This window comes from Microbacterium festucae, assembly GCF_025421715.1.
GTDB lineage: Bacteria > Actinomycetota > Actinomycetes > Actinomycetales > Microbacteriaceae > Microbacterium > Microbacterium festucae.
In genome coordinates this window covers 501,212-523,644 of the sequence record NZ_JAOEFC010000003.1, presented here as the reverse complement: position 1 = coordinate 523,644, position 22,433 = coordinate 501,212, and the positions used below count along the sequence as shown (strand labels likewise).

At 72.1% G+C, this 22,433-nt stretch carries 20 protein-coding genes and 1 tRNA gene; 8 read left to right on the top strand and 13 right to left on the bottom strand.

All coding sequences use genetic code 11. From position 1 onward, the window contains the following. Positions 1-533 precede the first annotated feature (533 nt). On the top strand, positions 534-2,150 hold the full coding sequence (locus tag N3K63_RS12825; protein ID WP_261580567.1) for an AMP-binding protein: 1,617 nt from the start codon (positions 534-536) through the stop codon (positions 2,148-2,150). Here N3K63_RS12825 and N3K63_RS12820 read toward each other — a convergent pair. The 6 genes from N3K63_RS12820 to N3K63_RS12795 all read right to left on the bottom strand — a co-directional run bounded on the left by N3K63_RS12820 (position 2,135) and on the right by N3K63_RS12795 (position 8,359). Then, on the bottom strand, positions 2,135-2,800 hold the full coding sequence (locus tag N3K63_RS12820) for a sirohydrochlorin chelatase (RefSeq protein ID WP_261580566.1): 666 nt from the start codon (positions 2,798-2,800) through the stop codon (positions 2,135-2,137). The genes N3K63_RS12825 and N3K63_RS12820 overlap by 16 nt on opposite strands. Continuing rightward, complete coding sequence (locus tag N3K63_RS12815; RefSeq protein WP_261580565.1) at positions 2,797-3,954, bottom strand: uroporphyrinogen-III synthase; 1,158 nt, start codon at positions 3,952-3,954, stop codon at positions 2,797-2,799. Before N3K63_RS12815 ends, N3K63_RS12820 begins: the two co-directional genes overlap by 4 nt. Next, complete coding sequence (gene cobA / locus N3K63_RS12810; protein WP_261580564.1) at positions 3,930-5,165, bottom strand: uroporphyrinogen-III C-methyltransferase; 1,236 nt, start codon at positions 5,163-5,165, stop codon at positions 3,930-3,932. The genes N3K63_RS12815 and cobA overlap by 25 nt, the downstream gene beginning before the upstream one ends. After that, positions 5,162-5,530, bottom strand: coding sequence for a nitrite reductase (NAD(P)H) small subunit (locus N3K63_RS12805; protein WP_261580563.1), 369 nt, complete (start codon positions 5,528-5,530; stop codon positions 5,162-5,164). Before N3K63_RS12805 ends, cobA begins: the two co-directional genes overlap by 4 nt. Beyond that, complete coding sequence (nirB, locus tag N3K63_RS12800; protein ID WP_261580562.1) at positions 5,527-8,133, bottom strand: nitrite reductase large subunit NirB; 2,607 nt, start codon at positions 8,131-8,133, stop codon at positions 5,527-5,529. The genes N3K63_RS12805 and nirB overlap by 4 nt, the downstream gene beginning before the upstream one ends. 153 nt (positions 8,134-8,286) lie before the next feature. Further along, positions 8,287-8,359 (bottom strand) — tRNA-Ala (locus N3K63_RS12795). A 69-nt stretch (positions 8,360-8,428) separates the two neighbouring features. Between N3K63_RS12795 and N3K63_RS12790 the strand changes: the two genes are divergently transcribed. Beyond that, positions 8,429-9,613, top strand: a complete 1,185-nt coding sequence (locus tag N3K63_RS12790) for an amidohydrolase family protein (RefSeq protein ID WP_261580561.1) — start codon at positions 8,429-8,431, stop codon at positions 9,611-9,613. A 120-nt stretch (positions 9,614-9,733) separates the two neighbouring features. On the opposite strand, the gene N3K63_RS12785 is transcribed toward N3K63_RS12790, so the two are convergent. From N3K63_RS12785 to galU, 3 genes are all read right to left on the bottom strand, one after another. After that, entirely contained in the window at positions 9,734-10,678 is a 945-nt protein-coding gene (locus N3K63_RS12785; RefSeq protein ID WP_261580560.1) for a large exoprotein, read from the bottom strand. A gap of 80 nt (positions 10,679-10,758) precedes the next feature. Next, complete coding sequence (locus N3K63_RS12780) at positions 10,759-11,415, bottom strand: GNAT family N-acetyltransferase (RefSeq protein WP_261580559.1); 657 nt, start codon at positions 11,413-11,415, stop codon at positions 10,759-10,761. 39 nt (positions 11,416-11,454) lie between these two features. Beyond that, entirely contained in the window at positions 11,455-12,333 is an 879-nt protein-coding gene (gene galU, locus N3K63_RS12775) for a UTP--glucose-1-phosphate uridylyltransferase GalU (protein ID WP_261580558.1), read from the bottom strand. Between the two features lie 58 nt (positions 12,334-12,391). On the opposite strand from galU, the gene N3K63_RS12770 reads away from it, so the two are divergent. The 3 genes from N3K63_RS12770 to mscL are packed head-to-tail and all read left to right on the top strand — an operon-like array spanning position 12,392 to position 13,720. Further along, the gene (locus N3K63_RS12770) at positions 12,392-12,988 is read left to right on the top strand and encodes a 5-formyltetrahydrofolate cyclo-ligase (RefSeq protein ID WP_261580557.1); all 597 of its coding nucleotides are present in this window, start codon (positions 12,392-12,394) and stop codon (positions 12,986-12,988) included. 20 nt (positions 12,989-13,008) lie between these two features. Continuing rightward, positions 13,009-13,266 carry an FmdB family zinc ribbon protein gene (locus tag N3K63_RS12765; RefSeq protein ID WP_261580556.1) on the top strand — a complete coding sequence of 86 codons (258 nt, stop codon included), beginning with the start codon at positions 13,009-13,011 and terminating at the stop codon, positions 13,264-13,266. Positions 13,267-13,300: 34 nt separating this feature from the next. Further along, a complete protein-coding gene (gene mscL / locus N3K63_RS12760) occupies positions 13,301-13,720 on the top strand; it encodes a large conductance mechanosensitive channel protein MscL (RefSeq protein ID WP_261580555.1) in 420 nt (139 codons plus the stop codon). 597 nt (positions 13,721-14,317) lie between these two features. Here mscL and N3K63_RS12755 read toward each other — a convergent pair. Together N3K63_RS12755 and N3K63_RS12750 are read right to left on the bottom strand one after the other, a co-directional pair. Then, the gene (locus tag N3K63_RS12755) at positions 14,318-14,509 is read right to left on the bottom strand and encodes a hypothetical protein (protein WP_261580554.1); all 192 of its coding nucleotides are present in this window, start codon (positions 14,507-14,509) and stop codon (positions 14,318-14,320) included. After that, complete coding sequence (locus tag N3K63_RS12750; RefSeq protein ID WP_261580553.1) at positions 14,506-18,189, bottom strand: AAA family ATPase; 3,684 nt, start codon at positions 18,187-18,189, stop codon at positions 14,506-14,508. Before N3K63_RS12750 ends, N3K63_RS12755 begins: the two co-directional genes overlap by 4 nt. A gap of 215 nt (positions 18,190-18,404) precedes the next feature. Here N3K63_RS12750 and N3K63_RS12745 point away from each other — a divergent pair, with 215 nt between their 5' ends. Continuing rightward, entirely contained in the window at positions 18,405-18,920 is a 516-nt protein-coding gene (locus N3K63_RS12745; RefSeq protein WP_261580552.1) for a methylated-DNA--[protein]-cysteine S-methyltransferase, read from the top strand. Between the two features lie 39 nt (positions 18,921-18,959). Here N3K63_RS12745 and N3K63_RS12740 read toward each other — a convergent pair whose 3' ends face one another. After that, positions 18,960-20,597, bottom strand: coding sequence for a solute symporter family protein (locus tag N3K63_RS12740; protein ID WP_261580551.1), 1,638 nt, complete (start codon positions 20,595-20,597; stop codon positions 18,960-18,962). Then, entirely contained in the window at positions 20,594-20,953 is a 360-nt protein-coding gene (locus tag N3K63_RS12735; RefSeq protein ID WP_261580550.1) for a DUF485 domain-containing protein, read from the bottom strand. The genes N3K63_RS12740 and N3K63_RS12735 overlap by 4 nt, the downstream gene beginning before the upstream one ends. A gap of 126 nt (positions 20,954-21,079) precedes the next feature. Between N3K63_RS12735 and N3K63_RS12730 the strand changes: the two genes are divergently transcribed. Both N3K63_RS12730 and N3K63_RS12725 read left to right on the top strand, forming a co-directional pair. Beyond that, the gene (locus N3K63_RS12730) at positions 21,080-21,931 is read left to right on the top strand and encodes a LuxR C-terminal-related transcriptional regulator (RefSeq protein WP_261580549.1); all 852 of its coding nucleotides are present in this window, start codon (positions 21,080-21,082) and stop codon (positions 21,929-21,931) included. Between the two features lie 53 nt (positions 21,932-21,984). Continuing rightward, the gene (locus tag N3K63_RS12725) at positions 21,985-22,356 is read left to right on the top strand and encodes a histone-like nucleoid-structuring protein Lsr2 (protein ID WP_261580548.1); all 372 of its coding nucleotides are present in this window, start codon (positions 21,985-21,987) and stop codon (positions 22,354-22,356) included. Positions 22,357-22,433 lie beyond the last annotated feature (77 nt).

Below are 22,433 nucleotides of genomic sequence, written 5' to 3'. Positions count from 1 at the left end.
CAACCCCCCACAAGAGAGGATTGGACTTGATCCAAAGGAATCTCACCCCACCAAAAAGATGGAGTCGAGGTTATTTGGCATTTGACAAGTGCACGCTGTTGAGTTCTCAAGGATCGGATGCTCCCGCCTTCCAGCCTCTCGGCCTTCCCTGCAGGGCAACTTCTCTATCTTAGACCACCTCTCGCGGTGGCTGTCAAATCGGCCGATCCGGCATTTCTGCCTGATCGCGACCGCCGACGAACCGTCCGCTGGAAGCATCCAGAACCCCTCCGATGAGCCGGAGCTCGTGATCCTCTGACGAGGTTCTGAAGGGGGTGATGTTTACCACTTGAGGGGCGGGGCTTCTGCCTCTCCGCTTCCCTGTGGGGCGAACAAATAGAAACTTACGCGGATCCCGGGGATCGGGCAAATCCAGCCCGCATCCCGGGCGTGTCGCGCGCGAGCACGCAGGTGACAGGCCGGTTTCCGGCTGTCAGGATGAAGCCACCCGGCGACGTGGCCGGACCTGCGCCGATCCTCGAGGGAGACGATCCGTGTTCACCAGCCCCTACCCCGATGTCGACATTCCCGACGTGAGCGTCTACGCGTATCTGTTCGACTCGCTCGAGCCCGACGACCTCGGCCGCATCGCCCTCGTCGACGGCGCGACCGGCGCCGAGACGACCTATGGCGCGCTGCGGGCGCAGATCGACGCGTTCGCGGGCGCTCTGGCCGCGCGGGGCGTCGGCGTCGGCACCGTGGTGGGTCTGCTGTGCCCCAACGTGCCGGCGTTCGCCACCGTGTTCCACGGCATCCTGCGCGCGGGCGCCACCGTGACCACGATCAACTCGCTCTACACCCCGGGCGAGATCACCACCCAGCTCGGCGACGCCGCCGCGCAGTGGCTCGTGACCATCAGTCCCCTGCTGCCGCAGGCGCGAGAAGCTGCGGCATCCGCCGGCATCCCCGACGAGCGCCTGATCGTGCTCGACGGGGCCGAGGGCCACGCCGACCTGCGCACCCTGCTCGGCGAGGGCGCGCCCGCCCCCGAGGTCTCGTTCGACCCGGCCACCCACGTGGCGGTGCTCCCCTACTCGTCGGGGACCACCGGCATCCCCAAGGGCGTCATGCTCAGCCATCGCAACCTCGTCGCCAACGTGGCCCAGTGCCGCGTGAACATCGACCTGCGCGCCACCGATCGCGTGCTGGCCGTGCTGCCGTTCTTTCACATCTACGGCATGACGGTGCTGCTCAACCTGGCGCTGCGCCAGCGGGCGAGCCTGGTGACGATGCCGAGGTTCGAGCTGCCGGCCTTCCTCGACAACATCCAGCGGCACCGCTGCACGTACCTGTACATCGCGCCGCCGATCGCGGTGGCCCTGGCCAAGCACCCGCTCGTGGACGAGTACGACATCTCCACGGTGCACACGGTCTTCTCGGGCGCCGCGCCGCTCGACGGCGAGACGGCGGAGCTCGCCGGGCGCCGCATCGGCGCGCGCATGCTGCAGGGCTACGGCATGAGCGAGCTGAGCCCCGTCTCGCACGCGATGCCGTTCGACCGCGACGACATCCCGGTGAGCTCGGTGGGCACACCGCTGCCCAACACCACCTGCAAGATCGTCGACACCGAGACCGGCGCCGAGATCACCGAGGCGGGCGACGACGGCCTCACCGGTCCGGGCGAGCTGTGGGTGAAGGGGCCGAATGTGATGCTCGGCTACCTCGGTCGCCCCGACGCGACGGCCGAGACGCTGGATGCCGACGGGTTCCTGCACACCGGCGATGTGGCGGTGCGCCACGAGGCCGGCTGGTACCAGATCGTCGACCGGGTGAAGGAGCTGATCAAGTACAAGGGCTACCAGATCGCCCCGGCCGAGCTCGAGGCACTGCTGCTGTCGCATCCGCAGGTGATGGATGCCGCGGTGATCGGCGTGGCCCGCGACGACGGCGAGGAGATTCCCAAGGCGTTCGTCGTCGCCGCGCCCGGCGCAGCGTCGCCCCTCACCGACGACGACGTCATCGCCTTCGTCACCGAGCACGTCGCGCCCTACAAGAAGGTGCGCCGGGTGGAGTTCGTCGAGGCCATCCCGAAGTCGGCGGCCGGAAAGATCCTCCGCAAAGACCTGCGTGCCCGCGAGAAGGCGGCCGCCGAGACTCAGGCGTCGCGGTAGCGCTCGACGATGACGCGGGCCAGCCGCTCGTCGGCACCGAGAACATCGGTGGTGACGTCGGCTCCGGCCCGCACGACGACGTCGGCGAAGTAGCCCGGCGCGAGCACATAGCTGGCCGCGATCACCCGGGCCGCTCCCCCGTGCCGCGCCGCCGTGACGGCATCCGCGATCGTCGGCGTCGTGCCGGCGGCGAAGCCGACCGAGACCGGCACCGTCAGCAGGGCGCGCAGCAGGTCGGCCTGGGCGGCGACGTCGTCTTCGGCGCGCGGATCGGTCGACCCGGCTGCGGCGAGCACGACGTGGTCGCCGGGTGCGAGTTCGACGGCGGCGACGATGCGGTCGCGCAAGACCTCGGCCAGCAGCGGATGCGGGCCGAGCGGGGCGGTCTGGCGCGATCCCTCGCGCGAGCGCACCGCGCGGGCGATGTCGACGCGGGTGTGGAAGCCGCGCGAGAGCAGCACCGGCACGACCACCGGCGGATCGTCGGCGGCGGCGACGACATCGTCGATCTCGGGCTGCTGCACGTCGACGAAGGCGTCGTGCACGGCCACTCCCGGCAGGAGCGTGCGCACCCTGTCGACGAGGGCGGCCACGGTGGCCTGGCCCTCGGGCGAACGGGTGCCGTGCGCGCACGCGATGAGCGCGCTCATGCGTCGTCGACCGTGTTCAGGCGGTAGCCGCGCTTGACGACCGTCTTGATGACCTCGGGCGCGCCGAGCGCCTCGCGCACCCGCGCGACGGCCATCTCCACGGCGTGCGGGCTCAGCGACGCCCGCGAGAGCGCGGTCTGCAGCCGGGTGCGGCTGACGACCGCGCCGGGGTTGTCGGCCAGCAGGGTCAGCAGATCGACCCCGGTGCGCGAGAGCGGCACGAACGCGCCGTCGAGCACGGCGCCGCCGCTGCGCAGCGACAGGTCGCCGGCGACGGTGGCGATCTGCGGCACACCCGCACCCGAGAAGTGATGCACGACGCTGCGCACGAGCGAGCCCAGGCGGCCCCGATCGGCGATGGTCACCGCGAGTCCGGCGTCGGTGAGCGGTCCCGCGGTGATGGGACCGACCGACGCGATCAGCAGCCGGCCGCCGCCGCTGCGGCGACGCACCTCGTCGAGCACGCCCTCGCGCTCGGCGGCGGCGAGCCACTCGCTCGCTCCGGGCGCCGAGGTGAACAGCACCGCGTCGACCTCGCCGGCGGCGGTCAGCTGCACCGACCGCTGCACGGCGACGGGGTCGGCGGGCGGGCCCCACCGGTAGACCGTGAGACTCACGATCTCGGCGCCGTGCTCCTCGAAGAGTTCGTCGAGCCCGTCCGAGCCCGAGCCGTGGTGCTGCACGGCGATGCGCTTGCCCGCCACACCGGCATCCACCAGGTAGGCGCCGAGTTCTGCCGAGGTCTCGGACTCGGCCACCCAGTCGGCGGCCAGGCCTGCCTGCTGGATGGCGCCGCGCGCCTTGGGCCCGCGGGCGACGATCACCGCACCCCCGAGGGCGGCGGTGAGCTCGGTTGCGAGATCGGCCTCGAGAGCCGCCTCCATCCAGCCGCGGAAGCCGATGCCGGTGGTGGCCACGACGATGTCGGGCGGGTCGGCGATGATCGCGCGCGTCGCCTCGAGCAGCGCCGCGTCGTCGACGTGCGGCACGATGCTCAGCGCCGGCGCCTGGCGCACCGCGGCACCGTGACGCTCGAGGGCCGCGGTGAGCTCGCCGGCACGGCGGTCGACGGCGATCACGATGGAGCATCCCTGCAGCGCGGACGACAACGGCGCGCGCGTCTGCGTGGTCACCTCGTCGCCGCGTCCTGCCATGACCGAGCAGAGTACAGGAATCCGGCGGCCGCGACGTCGCCGACGACGATGACGGCGGGGTTGCGCACCCCGGCCGCGGTCGCCGCCTCGGTGATCGTGCCGAGCGTGGCGTGGGTGGTGCGCTGCCGCGGGGTGTGCCCGCTCTCGACGATGGCGACGGGCGTGCCCGCCGGGGCGCCGGCGCGCAGGGCCGCGGCCACGAGGCGGGGAAGGGCCGCAACACCCATGAGCACGACGGTGGTCACGGCCGGGTCGGCCATGGCCGCGAGCGTGGTGGCCGAGATCTCGGCCTGGCCGTTGACGATGTGCACCGCGGCCGACGTGCCGCGATGGGTCACCGGGATGCCGGCGGCCTGCGGCACCGAGACCGCGCTCGTGACGCCGGGCACCACGTCGACGGGCACGCCGGCGGCCAGGCACGCGAGCACTTCCTCGCCGCCGCGGCCGAACACGAACGGGTCGCCGCCCTTGAGGCGCACGACGCGGCGGCCGTCGCGGGCGTGGGCGACCAGCAGCCGGTTGATCTCGTCCTGCGGCACCGGGTGCGCGCCGGGCGCCTTGCCGACGTCGATCACGAGCACGTCGGGGTCGAGGTGGGGAAGGATCTCCTCGGCCGGTCCCAGCCGGTCGGCGACGACCACATCGGCCTCGGCGAGCAGGCGCCGGGCGCGCACCGTCATGAGGTCGGCCGGTCCCGGGCCGCCGCCGATGAGGTCGACCCGCCCGGCCGCGGCACGGCGACGACGGCGCACCGGCAGCGCGCCGTCGTGCAGCAGCGTGCCGATGGCGTCGCGCACCCGCGACGAACGGCCGGGATCGACACCGGCATCCGAGACCACGCCCACCGCGACGTCGCCCGACGTCGTCTGGGCGGTGAGTCGCGCCGACCCGTGGGCGCCGTCGGACGCGTTGATGCACAGGATGCGGCTGCGCTCGCACGCGGCGGCGACATCGAGGTCGATGCGGGGGTCGCCGGTGGCGGTGTGCACGAGCCAGGCGCCGTCGAGGTCGCCGGCTGCGAAGGCGCGCGGCGTCCAGGTGGCGGCGGCGCCGTCGACGAGCGCGCGGGTCTCGGGCGCGAGGGCCGGGGCGACGATGCGCACCAGGGCGCCGTCTGCCGCGAAGCGCTGCAGGCGGCGCGCGGTGACCGCGCCGCCGCCCACCATCAGCACATCGCGGCCGGCGAGCGGGATGCCGAGAATCGTGGTCATGCCGGGTCCTCCCAGTAGATCATCACGTCGTCGCCGCGGCGCTCGACGAGCCAGGTGCGCAGCGCGCGAGGTTCCTTGCCCTGCGTCTGCACGCACACGCCGCTGCGCAGATCCCAGGCCTGCTTGTACATCGGCGAGGCGATGGTGGGCGCGGCGCCGCGTGTGCCGACGATCCCGCGCGAGATGACGTGGGCGCCCGAGTAGGGGTCGAGGTTGTCGACGGCCCAGACGGCGCCGTCGGGGGTGAGCACGAGCGCCACCTGGACGCCGTCGATCAGGGCGGCGCGTCCGCGCTCCACCTCGAGGTCGGCCACGCCGCAGACACGGCGCCACGTGCTCGTGCGGGCGGGCATCGACAGGGTCATCGCCGCACCTCCAGCGTGGTGCCGGCGATGAACACGCCGCTCTCCCGCTCGCCGGCGGTGGCCGGACGCACCTGGCCGCGCTCGGCGACGTAGGCCAGCGACGGGTCGGGGGTGGTGGGCGCGTTCACGAACGACTGGAAGCGGGTGAGCTTCTCGGGGTCGGCGAGGGTGGCGGCCCACTCGTCTTCGTAGCCTTCGATGTGGCGTGCCATCGCCGCGTCGAGATCGTCGCAGATGCCGAGGCTGTCGTCGAAGATGACCTCGCGCAGACCCTCCAGACCGCCCTCGAGGGCTTCGACCCAGGGGGCCGTGCGCTGCAGCCGGTCGGCGGTGCGGATGTAGTACATGAAGTACCGGTCGATCGCCGTGATGAGCCCCTCGTCGTCGAGCCCTTCGGCCAGCAGCTGGGCATGCCGCGGGGTGAAGCCGCCGTTGCCGCCGACGTAGAGGTTCCAGCCGGCTTCGGTGGCGATGATGCCGGCATCCTTCGAGCGCGCTTCGGCGCACTCGCGGGCGCACCCCGAGACGCCGAGCTTGAGCTTGTGGGGGGCGCGCAGTCCGCGGTAGCGCAGCTCCAGCGTCACTGCCATCCCCACCGAGTCCAGCACCCCGTAGCGGCACCAGGTCGAGCCGACGCACGACTTCACGGTGCGCAGCGACTTGCCGTAGGCGTGGCCGGACTCGAATCCGGCATCCACGAGGCGCTTCCAGATGTCGGGCAGCTGCTCGAGCCGGGCGCCGAACATGTCGACGCGCTGGCCGCCGGTGATCTTGGTGTAGAGCCCGAAGTCGCGGGCGATCTCGCCGATCACGATGAGGCCGTCGGGGGTGACCTCGCCGCCGGGCATGCGCGGGACGACCGAGTAGGTGCCGTCTTTCTGCATGTTGGCCATGACGTGGTCGTTGGTGTCCTGCAGGGTCGCGTTCTCGCCGTCGAGCACGTGCGTGCCGGTGAGCACGGCGAGGATGCTGGCCAGCGCCGGCTTGCAGATGTCGCACCCGCGGCCGCGGCCGAAGCGCTCGATGACGGCGCTGAAGGTGCCGAGCCCCGAGACGCGCACGGCGTCGAAGAGCTGCCGGCGCGACATGTCGAAGTGCTCGCACAGGGCGAGGGAGACCTCTTTGCCGAGCTTGGTGAGCTCGGTGCCGACGATGCGTCCCACCAGCGCCGAGCACGACCCGCAGGTGGCGCCCGCCTTGGTGCAGGCCTTGACCTCTGCCGCGTCGACGCAGCCGTCCTCATGCACGGCCTGGCGGATGCGACCGGCGGTGACCGTGGAGCACGAGCAGACGACGGCGTCGTCGGGCAGCTCGCCCGAGGGTGCGGCCACCCCGTCGGCGGGGAGCAGGTAGGCGGCGGGGTCGGCGCCGAGGTCGGCGCCGACGAGCGCCCGCAGCGTGCCGTAGGCCGAGGCGTCACCGACGAGGATGCCGCCGAGCAGCGTCTTGGCGTCGTCCGAGAGCACGAGCTTCTTGAACACGCCCGTCACCGGGTCGGCGTACGTGACATCCAGCGCGCCGGGCGTGGTGGCGAACGCGTCGCCGAAGCTCGCCACGTCGACGCCCGACAACTTCAGCTTTGTCGACAGGTCGTAGCCGGCGAAGGCGGCCTCGCCGCCGCGCAGGCGCGTGGCGGCCACCTCGGCCATGGCGTAGCCGGGGGCGACCAGGCCCACGGCGGCGCCGTCGAAGCTGGCCACCTCGCCGATCGCCGAGATCGCCGGGTCGCTCGTGAGGCACGCACCGTCGATGCGCACCCCGCCGCGCGGGTCGCACTCCAGCTGCGCCTCGCGGGCCAGCTGGTCGCGAGGGCGCACGCCCACGGTGAACACGACGACGTCGGCCCCGGCGGTCGACCCGTCGCGGAACTCGAGTTCGGCCACCCGGCCGGAGCGGTCGGGGCGCAGGCAGGTGGTGATCGTCTGGGTGCGCACGCCGATGCCGCGCGCTTCGATGAGGCGGCGGAGCATCCCGCCCGAGGGCGCGTCGAGCTGCGCCGACATGAGCCGGTCGCTGGACTGCACGATCGTGCAGTCGACGTCGAGTCCCTGCAGGGCGCCGGCGGCCTCGAGGCCGAGCAGGCCGCCGCCGATCACATAGCCGGTGAGCCGGCGGCCGAGCTCGGCGCTGCGGGCGGCGACGAAATCGGCCAGTCCCTCGACGTCGGCGACGGTGCGGTAGACGAAGCATCCGGGCAGGTCGAACCCCTCGACGGCGAGGCGTGCGGCGTATGAGCCGGTGGCCAGCACGAGGTGGTCGTACTCGTGGCGCGCACCCGACTCGGTGACGACGGCGCGCTCGTCACGGTCGATGCGGCGCACCGCGTCGTCGGGCACGAAGCGCACGCGGTCGTCGGCGAGCACCTGCTCGTCGAGCGTGAGGCCAGCCACGGTGCCGCCGGTGAGCACGCTGGTGAGAGCGACGCGGTCGTAGGGGGCGCGACCCTCTTCGCCGAGCACGGTGATCTCGAACGGCGCGTGCGCCCCGGAACCGTCGGGCGCGTCGTCGAGCAGGCTCTCGACGAAGCGGTGGGCGACCATCCCGGCGCCCACCACCACCAGGCGTGTCCGGTCCCGAGTGGGGGGCTGTGTGCGCGCTGTCATGGAGGAGACGGTACGGCGCGGCTGTTTCGGGGCCTTTTCCGATTGCGTGTCGGGGCGTGAACAGTCTTCTCACACGGCGACGGCGGACGGTGTGAGAACGGCGCCCGTCAACGATGAAAGCCCCTCCGTGGAGGGGCTTTCATCTGTCTGCGGTGGACCTGAGGGGATTCGAACCCCTGACCTCTTCATTGCGAACGAAGCGCGCTACCAACTGCGCCACAGGCCCGAGAACTCGACAACACTATCACGCACGCGCGGCCGTCCCGCACACCGCGGGCGGCGCGAGAATGGACGGATGCCGATCGTCTCGACCCCCGTCTCCGCCGTCCGCAACGTCCGTCCCTGGGGTGGTGAAGCCGTCGACATCGTGGTGGACGGCGACACGATCACCGCCCTCTCCCCCGCCGGTTCCCACCCGGTCACGACGGGCGAGATCGACGGCCGGGGCCTGCTCGCCCTCCCCGGCTTCGTCAACGCGCACGCGCACGTCGACAAGTCGTGGTGGGGGCTGCCGTGGCAGTCGTATGGCGGCGAGGGCGGCACCGAGGGGCGCATCCGTCACGAGCGGGCGCGCCGCGACGAGCTCGGCATCCCGTCGGTGCCGATCACCGCGCGGGTGCTCGCCCGGTCGGTCGAGACCGGCACCACCGCGCTGCGCACCCACGTCGACGTCGACCCGGGCCTGGGGCTGCGGGGCATCGAGGTCGTGCGCGAAGCCGCCGCCGCCTACGAGGGCGCCGTCACCGTCACCGTCGTCGCCTTCCCGCAAGACGGCGTGCTGCGCCGCCCGGGTGTGATGGAGCGGCTGGCACAGGCAGCCCACGCGGGCGCCGAGCACATCGGCGGGCTCGACCCGGCGACCATCGACCGCGACCCGGTCGGTCAGATCGACGCGATCCTCGCCCTCGCCGCCGAGACCGGTGCCGGCGTCGACATCCACCTGCACGACCCGGCCGAGCTGGGCGCGTTCCAGATCGAGCTGATCCTCGAGCGCACCGAGCGACTGGGCCTGGCGGGCCGCGTGAACATCGCGCACGGGTTCGCCGTCGCCCAGCTCGACGCCGTGCGCCGCCGCGACCTGTTGCAGCGGATGGGGGCGCTGGACGTATCGATGACCACGGTCGCCCCGCTGCGCCTCCCCCAGCTGCCACTGCACGAACTCGATGAGGCAGGGGTGCGCTTCGGATTCGGCACCGACGGCATCCGCGACCTGTGGAGCCCGTACGGCACCGGCGATCTGCTGGGCATCGCGTGGCAGTACGCGCGCTCGTCGAGCCTCGTGCGCGACGAAGACCTGCACCGCGTGATGGAGATCGCCACGGGAGCCTCCGCCGGGTTCGCGGGCCTGCCGGCCGCGCGCCTGGCCGTCGGCGACCGCGCCGACATCGTGCTCATCGACGCCGAGAACCCGATGGACGCGCTGGTGCGGATGCCGCGCCGCGAGGTCGTCGTCGGCGGTGGGCGCCTGCTCGCGGGCTGACCGGCCTTCCGGTTGAGGGGCCCTGCGCGGCGAGTGTCGTGCGCGGCGCCCGTCGGCGCGGCCGGCGTGCGGGTCCTAGTGCGGGCTCTACTGGCCCGAGGCGCGACGGGCGTGCGGGTCTTACTGGCCCGACGCGCGACGGGCGAGCAGGTCGCGCACGTGCGCCTCGATGGCGGTGTCGTCGCCGGGGCCGGCCAGGGCGGCCGCGCGCTCGCGACGAGCGGGGTCGATGGCGCGGGGTGCGGACTTGGCAGCGCGCTCACGCATCGCCTCTTCGAGCGCGGCGCGGCGCAAGGCGTCGCGCGCCTCGGCCTCGTCGAGCACGGCGGCGGCGCGGGAGCCGGCCGACGCCGTGAGCGGACGGGGCAGTTCGCGCGGAGTCCAGGCGACGCGGTCAGAGGCCAGCGACACGTCCTGCACATCCTGCAGATCGGCGAGGGAACGGGCCTGCGGCGCGGCGGTCACGCGCACGCCGGCACGACGCTGCACCGAAGCCATGCGCTGCAGCACGACGAGGCAGCCGACGACGGTGAGCGCACCGGCGATCAGCAGCGTGGGCGCGGCGCCGAGGGCGAGCTGCCAGCCGCCCCAACCGGCCAGCACCAGTGCGGCGAGGGCGATGACGGTGGTCGTCAGGCGCGCCCGGCGACGGGCGCGGGCCAGGCGTGCGGCCGGCGCGGCGTGCGCGGCAGCTGCGGCGGCCAGCGCGCGGTCGCGCTCGGCGAGGGCCCGCTGGCGGGCGACGGCGGCATCGGCCAGCGCCTGCGCGCGCTCGGCCTCCTGGGCGGCGCGGGCGTGGTCGCGGTCGGCGCGCTCGATGTCGGCCTGCATCCGACGGGCGAGCTTCTGCTGGGCGAGGGCCGAACGGGCCGTCAGCTCCATGCGCACTTCGTCGGGGGTCTCGCTGGTCTCGGCGAGCACGCGCAGGGCCTGGCTCAGGCGCACGGCGTTGCGCTCCGACGCGTTGTACCGGTAGCGGCCGTGCCACGACGGCAACAGGTAGACCAGCCACAGCACGACGGCCACGAGCACGACCACCCCACCGCCGAAGACCTGTCCACCCATGCCGACAACGGTAGGGGCAGGATGCCGCGCAGCCCGCGCATCCGTCCGCGTGTCTCAGCTTCGAGTTGAACTCGAAGGTTTCACGCGCGGCTCGACGCCTCGTCCGGGCGCTGCGGCATCCGATCTGCGAGCGGCACGGTCGCCGCATCCAGCGGGGCGCGACCCGCCACCCAGCGGTTGAGCACACCCTCGGGCACCTCTTCGCGCACGAGCGCGAACGCGTAGTGATCGCGCCAGTCGCCGTCGATGTGGATGTACCGCCGGCGCAGGCCTTCGTAGCGGAAGCCGAGCTTCTCGACCACGCGCAGGCTCGCCTGGTTCTCGGGCCGGATGCAGATCTCCATCCGGTGCAGACGCAGCTCCTGGAAGCACAGGTCGGTGGCCAGCGCCACGCTGGTGGGGGTGATGCCGCGGCCGGCGAAGCGCTCGCTCACCCAGTAGCCGATCGTCGCCGACGACAGCGACCCGCGGGCGAGACCCCACACGTTCAGCTGCCCGGCGACGTCGCCGTCGTACTCCATGACCAGGGGCACGCCGCCGCCGTCGCGGTACTGCTGCAGCAGGCGGCGGATCGACAGCCGCATGTCGAACGACACCGGACCGTCGGGGCTCGTCGCCTCCCACGGCCGCAGCCACGAGCGGTTGGACATCAGCTCGGACTGCAGCGGGCGCGCGTCGCGCGCGCGCACGAGACGTATCGACACCGGGCCGTAGCGGCGGGGCACCGTCAGGTCCATGCCGCACCCCCAGTCGCTCGGTTCGCGGGCTGCGACGCGTCAGAGCGTCGCGGCGAAGTCCTTCAGCCAGGGCCGCAGGTCGGCACCGAGATCGCTCCGGTCCGTCGCCAGCTGCACGATGGCCTTGATGTAGTCCACCCTATCGCCGGTGTCGTAGCGGCGACCGCGGAACACGACGCCCAGCACGCCGTCGGTGACGGCCAGCTCCTGCAGGGCATCGGTCAGCTGGATCTCGCCGCCCTTGCCGGGCTCGGTGCGCTCGAGGATCTCGAACACCTTCGCGGGGAGCACGTAGCGGCCGATGACGGCGTAGTTGGAGGGCGCGTCCTCCTTCTTGGGCTTCTCGACGAGCCCCGTGACCTTGACCACGTCGGGGTTGTCGGTGGGCTCCACCGACGCCACGCCGTACATGTGGATGTGGTCGGGGTCGACCTCCATGAGCGCCACGACGGTCAGACCGGTCTGCTCGTTCTGGTCGAGCATCGTCTCGAGCAGGGTGTCGCGCTCGTCGATGAGGTCGTCACCCAGCAGCACCGCGAACGTCTCGTCGCCGACGTGCGCCTTCGCGCGCAGCACGGCGTGCCCGAGGCCCTTGGGCTCGCCCTGGCGCACGAAGTGGATGTCGGCGAGGTCGGTCGAGGCCTGCACGCGCTGCAGCTTCTCGACGTCGCCCTTGTTGGTGAGGTTCGCCTCGAGCTCGGGCACCGAGTCGAAGTGGTTGGAGATCGCGTTCTTGTTGCGCCCCAGAATGATGAGGGTGTCGCGGATGCCGGCGCGGGTGACTTCTTCGACCACGTACTGGATGGCCGGCTTGTCGACCACGGGCAGCATCTCCTTGGGGAGCGCCTTGGTGGCGGGCAGGAAGCGGGTGCCGAGGCCTGCGGCGGGAACGACGGCCTTGAGTGCGCGGTGCGACATGGCTTCACGATAGCGGGCGCCTCCGACGTGCCGGCAATCCGCGCCTACAATCGGACGCATGACGGATGCCATCGGCGACGCCAAACGGGCCCTGCGAGCCGATCTCCGCGAGCGGCGCCAGCAGCGCTCCCAGGCATCGCTGGAGACCGCCGAAGCGGGTGTGAAGCAGCAGCTCGACGCCCTCGTGGCCGCCACCGGCGCCCGCTCGGTCTCGTGCTTCCTGTCCACCCCCACCGAGCCCGGCACGCACGCGTTCGTGACGGATGCCGTGAGCCGCGGCATCCGCGTGCTGCTGCCCATCACCCGCGCCGACGGGCTGCTCGACTGGGCCGTCGCGACCCCCGACGTCGACATCGCCGAGGGGCTGTTCGGCCTTCCCGAGCCGGTGGCCGATGTACTCAGCCCGCTCGCCCTCAACGACGTCGATCTGCTGCTGATCCCTGCGGCCGCCGTCGACCGCACCGGGATGCGCCTGGGCTGGGGGCGCGGCTTCTTCGACAAGACCCTCGGTTCGATGGAGAAGTGCCCGCCGGTTTACGCTGTCATCTTCGACTCCGAACTGGTCGACGAGGTCCCCCGCGACCTGCACGACCAGCCGGTGTCGGGCGTCGTGACGCCCACCCAGACCATCACCCTCGCAGCCCACGCCCGCTGAGGACCGCTCGAAGGAGCCCCATGCCCACCTACTCGTATGCCTGCAAGCAGTGCGGTCACGCCTTCGACGCCGTGCAGTCGTTCGCCGACGCCGCCCTCACCGAGTGCCCCGAGTGCGGCGGAACGCTGCGCAAGCAGTACGGCGCGGTGGGCGTGACCTTCAACGGCTCGGGCTTCTACCGCACCGACTCCCGCCAGGGCTCGGGTGGCGCCTCCGGCGGATCTTCGCCATCATCGAAGTCCGAGGCGAAGGCCTCACCCGCACCGTCGGGGTCGTAACCCGGCAGAAGCCGGCGATAGAGGGAGCACCCACGTGATCAAAGGCTTCAAGGAGTTCATCCTCCGCGGCAACGTCATCGATCTGGCCGTCGCGGTCGTCATCGGCGCCGCGTTCACCGCGCTGGTGAATGCGGTCGTCGCCGCGATCATCAACCCGCTCATCGCGATCTTCTGGAAGCCCGACGCGTCCGGCAAGATGGGCTTCCCCGTGCCCGACCTCTACGGCGGCACCGTCACCTTCCCGATCGGCGACCTCATCAGCGCGCTCATCGGCTTCGTCGCCGTCGCGGTCGTGGTCTACTTCGTCTTCGTCTACCCGATGAACGTCTGGAAGAGCCGTCAGGCGGCCAAGGCCGGCGTCAACGAGAACGCCGAGGAGCCGCTGCCCACCGAGCAGGAGCTGCTCATCCAGATCCGCGACCTGCTGGAGAAGAACCAGACGCCGAAGGTCTGACCCCGCAGCTCACGTGCGTCACGCGCACTTGTGGGCCTACGTCGGAGGGCGCGCCTCAGTTCGGAGGATTGCGGCGAAAGCATCCGATTCTGGAGCTGGTCTCCGAATCGGGTGAGGCGTGCGGATGCCGCGGGCTGCGGAGCTGGACCGTCACTCGCGCCCTCTGTGCACCCGTCTCGGGAGGGCGCGCCCCAGTTCGGAGGCCCCCAGTTCGGAGGGTGGCTCCCAGTTCGGAGGGTGCGCCCCAGTTCGGAGGGTGCGCCCCAGTTCGGAGGATGCGCCCCAGTTCGGAGGATTGCGGCGAAAGCATCCGATTCTGGAGCTGGTCTCCGAATCCGGTGAGGCCAGGTTCTCCGAATCCGGTAAGGCGTGCGGATGCCGCGGGGCGTGGATCCGGGAGGGCCCGAGTGCCGGGCGTCACACCGAGAGCCCCACGACCCTGTGCGGTCACAGCCCCTCACGCGCACCCATCTCGGAGATCGGCGCCCGGGTCGGAGGAATCGGCCCAGAAACTCCGATCCTGGTGACGGGCTCCGAACTCGGCACGGCCGACCCGACCCGTACCTCCCGACGCCCTCAGCCCGACACACCCGCGGCTCAGTAATGGGGCGGGACCTCGCGACGCATCCGGTCGTCGTTGGGTCCCGCCTCTTTCGCGTCTGCAGCCCGCGCCGCGGTGCGGTCGTCGGCAGCCGCCGGCTCGGCATCGGTGCCGGGCGCCGGAGTGAGGCGGGCGCGGCGGCGTCCCGGCATCCGCTCGATGCGCTGCCGGTCGTCTGCTGGCGTCACCGCAGGCCGTCGATCGGCTGGGTGGGCACCTGCGCGCTGGGTGTGTCGGGCGGGGCGCCGAGGATCGCGGCGACCCGGGCGGCGACGCCGGCGGGGTCGCTGTACAGGTCGAAGGAGTGCACGCGCACGTAGTGCCAGCCGAGCCGGCGCAGGATCTGGGGGCGCAGTCGCAGCGACTCGCGCAGCGACTCCCCCGTGGTCTCGGGGTCGCTCTCGACGACCACGGCCTTGCCCTGGTACTGGGCCACCAGCGGCAGCAGACCGCGGTAGTCGACGTCGACCGAGATGCCGAGGCTGCGCAGCTGCTGCGCGAGCGACAGGGTCAGCGGGTCGGCGAGGTCTTCCAGCCGCGCCTCACGGGCGCGGGCGGCGATGCCGCCGAGGATCGACATGAGAGTGGCGGCGCCGTACTCGAGCCGCCCCTCGTCGAAGGCGGACGGCCGGATCGACGAGACGATCACCATGGAGCGGCGGGCACGGGTCATGCCGACGGTGAGCAGCCGCTCGCCGTCTTCGCGCGACAGGTCGCCGAAGTCGGTGAGCACGCGACCGTGCTTGGTGAGCCCGAAGCCGAGCGAGAACACGACGCGGTCGCGGCTCTCGGCGACCGATTCCTCCAGCCCCAGCACCGCGAACGGCTCGGCGGTGTCGCGCGAGACGAACTCGGCCACGTCGGAGCGGCCGGCGAAGGCTTCGGCGACGGCCGCGCGCACGCGCTCGACGTGCCGGGTCGAGGCGGTGACGACCATGAGCGACTCGGTGGGGCGGTTGACGGCGTGCTCGACGACGAGGCTCACCACACGGGCGACCTCGGCATCGGGGCTCTCGACGGCGCCGGTCTCAGGGTCGGGCGTGCCGGTGCCGCCTTCGACGTAGTCGACGCTGAGGCTGCCGCGGCCGAGGTACGAGCCCGCCCACGGAAGCGAGACGAGCTCGCCGCCGTAGAACGCGTCGTTGACCAGCTCGGCGAGGTCTTCGCCGCCGGCGCGGTAGCTGCGGGTGAGGGTCTCGACCGGCACCAGCTCGGCGAGGCGCTCGAACACGCTCACCGCGTCGAAGGGCACCTCGGGCTCGTCGTCGTCGCTGCGACCGGCGCCCACCCGGAACGGCGTGGGCTTCTGGGTCACCGGGTCGCCGAAGGCCACCACCTGGCGGGCGCGGCGCAGGGCCGGGGCCGCCTCGGTGAGGCACACGGCGGCCGCGTCGGCCAGCAGCAGCACGTCGAAGGCCTCGGTGTCGGGAATCTGCGGCACCTCGTAGGGCGAGGCCAGCCACACCGGCGCGAGAGTGCGCAGCAGCGTCGGCGCGGTCGCGAGAATCTCGGATGCCGTGGCGGTGCCCCCGCGCAGCGCGGTCTTCAGCGCCGCGGTCTCCCCCGCCTCATCGACGATGGCGATCTTCCAGCGGGTGGCCAGCTCGGCCGCCAGCTGCGGACCGGCGAAGCCGGCGTGGGCCTCGTCGACGAGTCGGTAGTCGCGCTCGAGGCGGTCGACGACGGCGGTGTTGGCGCCCAGCAGCGCGCGGTCGCTGCGCAGCATCGCCTCGAGGGCCGACTGCCACCAGACGAACTCGAACTCGGCGGCCACGCGCTCTTCGCCCACGTGGCGCACCGACAGCTCGGTGAGCAGCGTGTCGAGCCCCAGCTGGGCGAGGCGGTCGCGCAGCTGGGCCCGCTCGACGAGGTTGTCGAACACGTCGGAGTCGGCGGCCAGCCCGGCCAGGGTGCGCAGCAGCTGGGCGATGGGCGTGGAGGCGAGCGGGATCTGCCGCCCGAGCACGCGGTCGAGCTCGGCGAGGTCGGCGTTCACGCGCTGCCACGCGGTGGCGACGTCGTCGAGGCCCAGCGGGATCTCGGGGGTGACGCCGCTCTCGACGACCTGCTGCCACTGTCCGCGCTGCTGCTGCACGCGCGAGAGGGCCTCGTGCATGTCGGTGACGTGCATGCCGGGCCGCACGTACTCCTTCGACAGGTGGCGCAGGCGGCGGCGGTTGGCGCCGGTCATCGACGGCGCGTCGCGGCGCGTGGCGTGGGCCTGGATGAGTTCGCCGAGGGGGCGTTCGAAGACGGTGGGGCTGAAGCGGTCGAGCGACCCGCGGATGCCCTGCAGCAGCTTCACGTAGGCGCCGAGCTCGGCGACCGTGCCGAAGGGACGCATGCGCGTCTGGGCGATCAGCTCGTAGCCGCGCTCGAGGATGGCGGGCACGTCGGTGCGGTGCAGGCGGCGGGCGAGCGCATGCGCGGAGCGCGCGGCATCCGTCGTGGCGAAGGCGACGCCGTACCAGGGCGAATCGTCGGGCCCGAAGCGGAACTCGCCCAGTCGCGCCGCCGTCGACAGCGCCTCGGCGGCCTCGGCGCGCCGGTTCGACAGCGACTGCAGCACCGACACGTCGAAGCGCGTCTGCGCGGTGGGTGCGAGGGTGGCCGACGAGATCGTGGCGAGGGTGCGCAGGGCCTCGAGCGGCGAGACGCCGAGCGCCGGGTGGCGCTGGGTGAGCGCGCCGCGGTAGTCGCGCAGCACGGCGCGCAGGCGCACCAGCGCGTCGTCGACATCGGCGACCTTGGGCGGCTCGGCCTTCTCGTTGCGCGCGATGGCGCGGATGAGGTCGCGGTGCGGCTGCGAGGGCGAGACGGCGAGCCCCTGCAGGCCGATACCGGCCAGCCGGTGACGCACGCCGTCGAGCGTGGAGCGGCGGGTGCTGACGACCAGCACGCGCTTGCCGGCGCGCACCAGCTCGCCGATCGCGTTGATGACGGTCTGGGTGCCGCCGGTGCCGGGCAGCGTGTGCACGGCCAGCGGCTGACCGGCCACGATGCGCGCGAGCACCTTCTCCTGCTCGGCATCGGCGTCCAGCAGCAGCCGATCGGATGCCGGGGGGCGCTCGTCGGAGCTGACCAGGGCCGGCACCGCACGCACGAGCGACACCGACTCGCGGTCGGCGATGTGCCCGGCGAGCGCGTTGAGCATCGGGTGGTCGAGGTGCGCGGCGTCGCGCTCCATGTTCCCCGAGACGTCGGCGAAGGTCGACACCACCAGCCGCGGCTGCACCGTGAAGGTGGGGATGTGCGAGGTGAGGGCGCGCAGGTGGTCGATCACCGGCTGCGGCTTGAACACGCCGCCGTCGTGGGCGAGGGCGGCCAGCGCGCTGCCGTCGAGGGCGATGCCGAAGTGGGTGCGCGCGGCGGTGACCAGCTCGGGGTTGATGCGGAACGCGCCGTGCAGCTTCAGTTCGACGTCGGTGTGGTGGCGCCGGATGGCGAGCGGGCGCAGCAGCACGGGGGCGGCGTAGCCCACGCCGCCGATGCGCCACGAGGCGACGCCGACGGCCAGGTGCACGGCGTCGAGCCCGCGCGCGGTGCGCAGCTCGACGTCTTTGGCGACGATGCGCTCGGCGGCCAGGCGCGCGGTGCGCAGGGCCACCTCGTCGCGGAAGAGATTAGACAGCAGCGTGGAGCGGCCGGTGATGAACTGCGGCAGGCTGCCGGGGTGGGCCTTGGTGATGTCGATGCCGGCGTCACCGTGGTCGGTGTAGTGCAGCAGCGTCGAGCGCCCGCCCAGTTGCGCCGACTCTTCCCGGATGCGGGCACGCTGCGGCTCCGCCACGTTCGTGACGACCACACCCTGCTCCGAGAAGTCGATCGCGTCGGGGGTCACTGAATCGTCGTACGTGGCATCATCCATGCCTCGCACGGCGCCACCTTCTCCTCGCCACACACGAGACACCTTAGGCGCGGATCACGCGAACCCCGCGTCTGACCCGCGCGTTTTCCGTGATTGCACCGCGTTTCGGCGCGCTGTGCGCCGCAGCTTCCTCCACAGGGCGCCCTCGCCGCGATCTGTCCACGGATGCCGGCGGCCGGGCCGGCGGCATCCGACGTGCACGCCATGATGGGGCCATGTCTTCCGCAGCGTATTCGGTGCACCCGACACCGATCGGCCAGGCCCTCATCGTGACGACCGACGCGGGCCTGGCCGCCCTTCATCTGCTCGACGGGCCGCACGACGCGGCGCTGGCGGGCATCGGCCTGGCCCTGCACGCGGTGCCGCGGGAAGACCCTGCGGCCACGGCCGCCGTCGCCGCGCAGCTCGACGAGTACTTCGCCGGCGACCGGCGCGCGTTCGATCTGCCGATCGACTGGTGGTTCGCGGAGGGCTTCACCCGTCGGGCGCTGGAGAGCGTGCAGTCGGTGCCCTACGGGCAGACCGCGTCGTACGGCGAGATCGCCGTGCTCGCCGGCTCGCCCGGGGCGCACCGCGCGGTGGGGTCGGCGTGCGCGCGCACCGCGATCTCGATCGTGGTGCCCGCCCATCGCGTCGTGCGGGCCGACGGCTCGATCGGCGAGTACGGCGGGCACCCCGAGGTCAAGCGCTTCCTGCTCGACCTGGAAGACCGCGTCGCGGCGGGCGTGTAGGCCGCCCGCCGCGACGCGGCTGTCAGGAGTGCGCGGTCGTCAGTGGTCGACGGCCTTCTCGGCGCCGTAGCCGGTGAGCGAGCGCACCTCCATCTCCGCGGCCTTGGCGCGATCCTCGGCGCGCCGTGAGGTGACCGAACCGAGCCAGCCGAGGAAGAACCCCAGCGGGATCGACACGATGCCCGGGTTGTTGAGCGGCCAGATGGCGGTGCCGACGTTCTTGAACACGCTGGTCTCGGTTCCCCAGAACACCGGCGAGAGCACGATGAGGATGACCGCGGCGGCGAGCCCGCCGTACATGCTCCACACCGCGCCGCGAGTGGAGAAGCGGCGCCAGAACAGCGAGTAGATGATCGTCGGGAGGTTCGCCGAGGCGGCCACGGCGAAGGCGAGCGCCACGAGGAACGCGACGTTCTGCCCCTGCACGCCGATGCCGCCGAGGATCGCGAGCACACCGATCACGATGACGGTGCGCCGGGCGACCTTCACCTCGCCGTCGGGCGGCACGTTGCCCTTCTTCACGACGTTCGCGTAGATGTCGTGGGCGAACGAGGCCGCGGCGGTGATCGTGAGACCGGCGACCACGGCGAGGATCGTGGCGAAGGCGACCGCGGAGATGAAGCCCAGCAGCACCGGTCCGCCGAGGGCGAGGGCCAGCAGCGGCGCGGCGGAGTTGACCCCGCCGGGCGCGCCCGCGATCGTCTCGGGTCCGACGAGGGCACCCGCGCCGTAACCGAGCACGAGCGTCAGCAGGTAGAACAGGCCGATCAGCCAGATCGCCCACACGACCGAGCGCCGCGCCTCCTTGGCGGTGGGCACCGTGTAGAAGCGCATGAGCACGTGCGGCAGACCCGCCGTGCCGAGCACCAGCGCGATGGCCAGCGAGATGAAGTCCCACGGGTTCTTGCCGTACTGCAGTCCCGGCCCGAGGATGGCGTCCTTCGGGTCGGTGACCGAGGCGGCAACCGCGCTCTCCAGCAGCGTGTTCAGGCTGAAGCCGTTGATAGCGAGCACCCAGATGGTCATCACGATCGCCCCGCCGATCAGCAGGAACGCCTTGACGATCTGCACCCAGGTGGTGCCCTTCATGCCGCCGACGAGCACGTAGACGATCATGAGCACGCCGACCACGGCGACGACCACCGATTGGCCGATCTTGTCGTTGATGCCCAGCAGCAACGAGACCAGTCCGCCGGCGCCCGCCATCTGGGCCAGCAGGTAGAAGAAGCACACCGCGAGGGTCGTGATGGCCGCGGCCATGCGCACCGGCGACTGCTTGAGGCGGAAGGCCAGCACATCGGCCATCGTGAACTTGCCGGTGTTGCGCATGAGCTCGGCCACCAGCAGCAGCGCCACCAGCCACGCCACCAGGAAGCCGATCGAGTAGAGGAACCCGTCGTACCCGTTGATGGCGATCGCCCCGACGATGCCGAGGAACGAGGCGGCCGACAGGTAGTCGCCGGCGATCGCGAAGCCGTTCTGCGGGCCGGTGAACGAGCGGCCGGCCGCGTAGTAGTCGGCGGCGGTCTTGTTGTTGCGGCTGGCGCGGATGACGATGAACAGCGTCACCGCGACGAAGGCCCCGAAGATCGAGATGTTGAGGATGGGGTTGTTCTCCACCGTCTCCACGGCGGCGGTGACCGCCTCCCAGGGTCCTTGAGCGGGTCGGAGCGTCATGAGCGGGCCTCCCGCTGTTCGAGGTCGGCGCGGATCTCGGATGAGATCGGGTCGAGCCGGCGGTTGGCGTAGCTGACGTAGCCCATGGTGATGGCGAACGTGGTGACGAACTGCCCGAGGCCCAGCAGCAGGCCGATGGTCACGTCACCCCACACCCGCGTGGCCATGAACTCCGTCGCGAACGACGACAGCAGCACGTAGGCGAAGTACCAGACCAGGAAGGCGACGGTGAGCGGCCACACGAAGCTGCGATGCGTGCGCCGCAGTTCGACGAATCGGGGCGACTCCTCGACGGCGATGTAGTCGATGCCCGGGGGGTCGATTCCGGGGGGCGAGCCATCGGACGGTGCGGACATGTGGCCTCCTTGCCTCATGACGGGAGCGCGCTCCCGCGGCCGGTCTCCGTCGACCGGCCGCGTGGTATCGTCGACGCTACGAAAACGGGTGACGTGGTCGTCACCCCCGGAAGTAGGTAGCACGCGATGGCATCCACCGGCCTCGCATCCGAGGACGATCTGCTCGCCCGCGCGGTGGGTGATCTCGCCTCTCGCACCGGGCTGCCTGTGGCGTTCGGCGGCTACGAAGTGCAGGATGCCGTGGAGATGACCGCCGTCGTCGGCAGCCGCACCCCCCACCTGTCGGGCCTCGTCGTGCGCGCCACCCGCGGCCTCGGCGGCCGCGCCATGGTCGAGCGCCGCCCCCGGCTGGCCCTCGACTACCGCTCGTCGCGTCACATCACCCATGACTACGACCGCGTGATCCTGGGCGAGGGCATCTCGACGCTGTTCGCCGTGCCCGTGGTCGTCTCGGGGCGCACGCGCAGCGTGCTGTACTGCGGGTCGTGGCAGACCTCGCGCTTCGGCGAGGCCACCGCGCGCACCGCCGTGCAGGTCGCCGCCGACTTCGCGACCGAGCTGCGCGTGCGCGACGAAGTGCAGCGCCACCTGTCGCTGGCAGCCGTCCCCTCCGACACCGGCATCGACGCGCGTGCCCGCGAAGAGCTGCGCGAGACCTACGCCGAGCTGCGCAGCATCGCCTCCGAGGTCGCCGATGCCGGCATCCGTTCGCGCCTGTCGGTGCTGGAGCGGCGGCTGGCCGCGCTCTCGAACGACGGCGAGCCGCACGATCTCGAACTCGACGTGCGCCTGTCGCCGCGCGAGACCGACGTGCTCGCGTGCGCCGCCCTCGGGTCGACCAACGCCGAGATCGCCGCGGCGCTGTCGCTGAAGGAGGGCACCGTGAAGTCCTACCTGCAGTCGGCGATGTCGAAGCTGGATGCCTCGACGCGGCACGCCGCCGTCGCCCGCGCTCGCCGCGCGGGATTGCTCCCCTGATCAGCCGCACGAATGTGCGGCGCCGCGGGGCCGGGCGCCACTAGGCTTCCGGCATGACCCGCAGAATCGTGCATCAGCTCGTCGACGACCTGGACGGCACCGTCTTGGAGGTCGGGTCCGGCGAGACGGTCCTCTTCTCTCTGGACGGCACCGCCTACGAGATCGATCTCACCGACGAGAACGCCGCGGGCCTGCGCGACGCGCTCGCCCCCTACATCGCGGCGGGCCGCTCGGTGTCGGCGCGTGCGGGCTCGCCCCGCGGCGGCTCGGCTCCGGCGCCGCGCGCCGGAGCACGCACCCAGCGCCGCTCGGGTCAGCGCGACTACGCGCCGGTGCGCACGTGGGCGGCCGCCAACGGCTACACGCTCTCGGAGCGCGGCCGCATCCCCGCCGCCGTGCTCGAGGCGTACGACGCCGCGAACTGACGACTGGCGTCTGGCGTCTGCCGTCTGACGTCTGGGCGACTGCCGTCGGTCAGTCGTAGCCGAGCACGACCGTCGGA

Coding starts and splice junctions, on each gene's coding strand:
- N3K63_RS12745 (WP_261580552.1), top strand. CDS start 18,405: ATGTCTTCCGCAGCGTATTCGGTGCACCCGACACCGATCGGCCAGGCC.
- N3K63_RS12770 (WP_261580557.1), top strand. CDS start 12,392: ATGACGGATGCCATCGGCGACGCCAAACGGGCCCTGCGAGCCGATCTC.
- N3K63_RS12765 (WP_261580556.1), top strand. CDS start 13,009: ATGCCCACCTACTCGTATGCCTGCAAGCAGTGCGGTCACGCCTTCGAC.
- N3K63_RS12790 (WP_261580561.1), top strand. CDS start 8,429: ATGCCGATCGTCTCGACCCCCGTCTCCGCCGTCCGCAACGTCCGTCCC.
- galU (WP_261580558.1), bottom strand. CDS start 12,333: ATGTCGCACCGCGCACTCAAGGCCGTCGTTCCCGCCGCAGGCCTCGGC.
- N3K63_RS12780 (WP_261580559.1), bottom strand. CDS start 11,415: ATGGACCTGACGGTGCCCCGCCGCTACGGCCCGGTGTCGATACGTCTC.
- N3K63_RS12740 (WP_261580551.1), bottom strand. CDS start 20,597: ATGACGCTCCGACCCGCTCAAGGACCCTGGGAGGCGGTCACCGCCGCC.
- N3K63_RS12725 (WP_261580548.1), top strand. CDS start 21,985: ATGACCCGCAGAATCGTGCATCAGCTCGTCGACGACCTGGACGGCACC.
- N3K63_RS12735 (WP_261580550.1), bottom strand. CDS start 20,953: ATGTCCGCACCGTCCGATGGCTCGCCCCCCGGAATCGACCCCCCGGGC.
- N3K63_RS12750 (WP_261580553.1), bottom strand. CDS start 18,189: ATGGATGATGCCACGTACGACGATTCAGTGACCCCCGACGCGATCGAC.
- N3K63_RS12730 (WP_261580549.1), top strand. CDS start 21,080: ATGGCATCCACCGGCCTCGCATCCGAGGACGATCTGCTCGCCCGCGCG.
- N3K63_RS12785 (WP_261580560.1), bottom strand. CDS start 10,678: ATGGGTGGACAGGTCTTCGGCGGTGGGGTGGTCGTGCTCGTGGCCGTC.
- N3K63_RS12805 (WP_261580563.1), bottom strand. CDS start 5,530: ATGACCCTGTCGATGCCCGCCCGCACGAGCACGTGGCGCCGTGTCTGC.
- N3K63_RS12820 (WP_261580566.1), bottom strand. CDS start 2,800: ATGAGCGCGCTCATCGCGTGCGCGCACGGCACCCGTTCGCCCGAGGGC.
- nirB (WP_261580562.1), bottom strand. CDS start 8,133: ATGACAGCGCGCACACAGCCCCCCACTCGGGACCGGACACGCCTGGTG.
- N3K63_RS12815 (WP_261580565.1), bottom strand. CDS start 3,954: ATGGCAGGACGCGGCGACGAGGTGACCACGCAGACGCGCGCGCCGTTG.
- cobA (WP_261580564.1), bottom strand. CDS start 5,165: ATGACCACGATTCTCGGCATCCCGCTCGCCGGCCGCGATGTGCTGATG.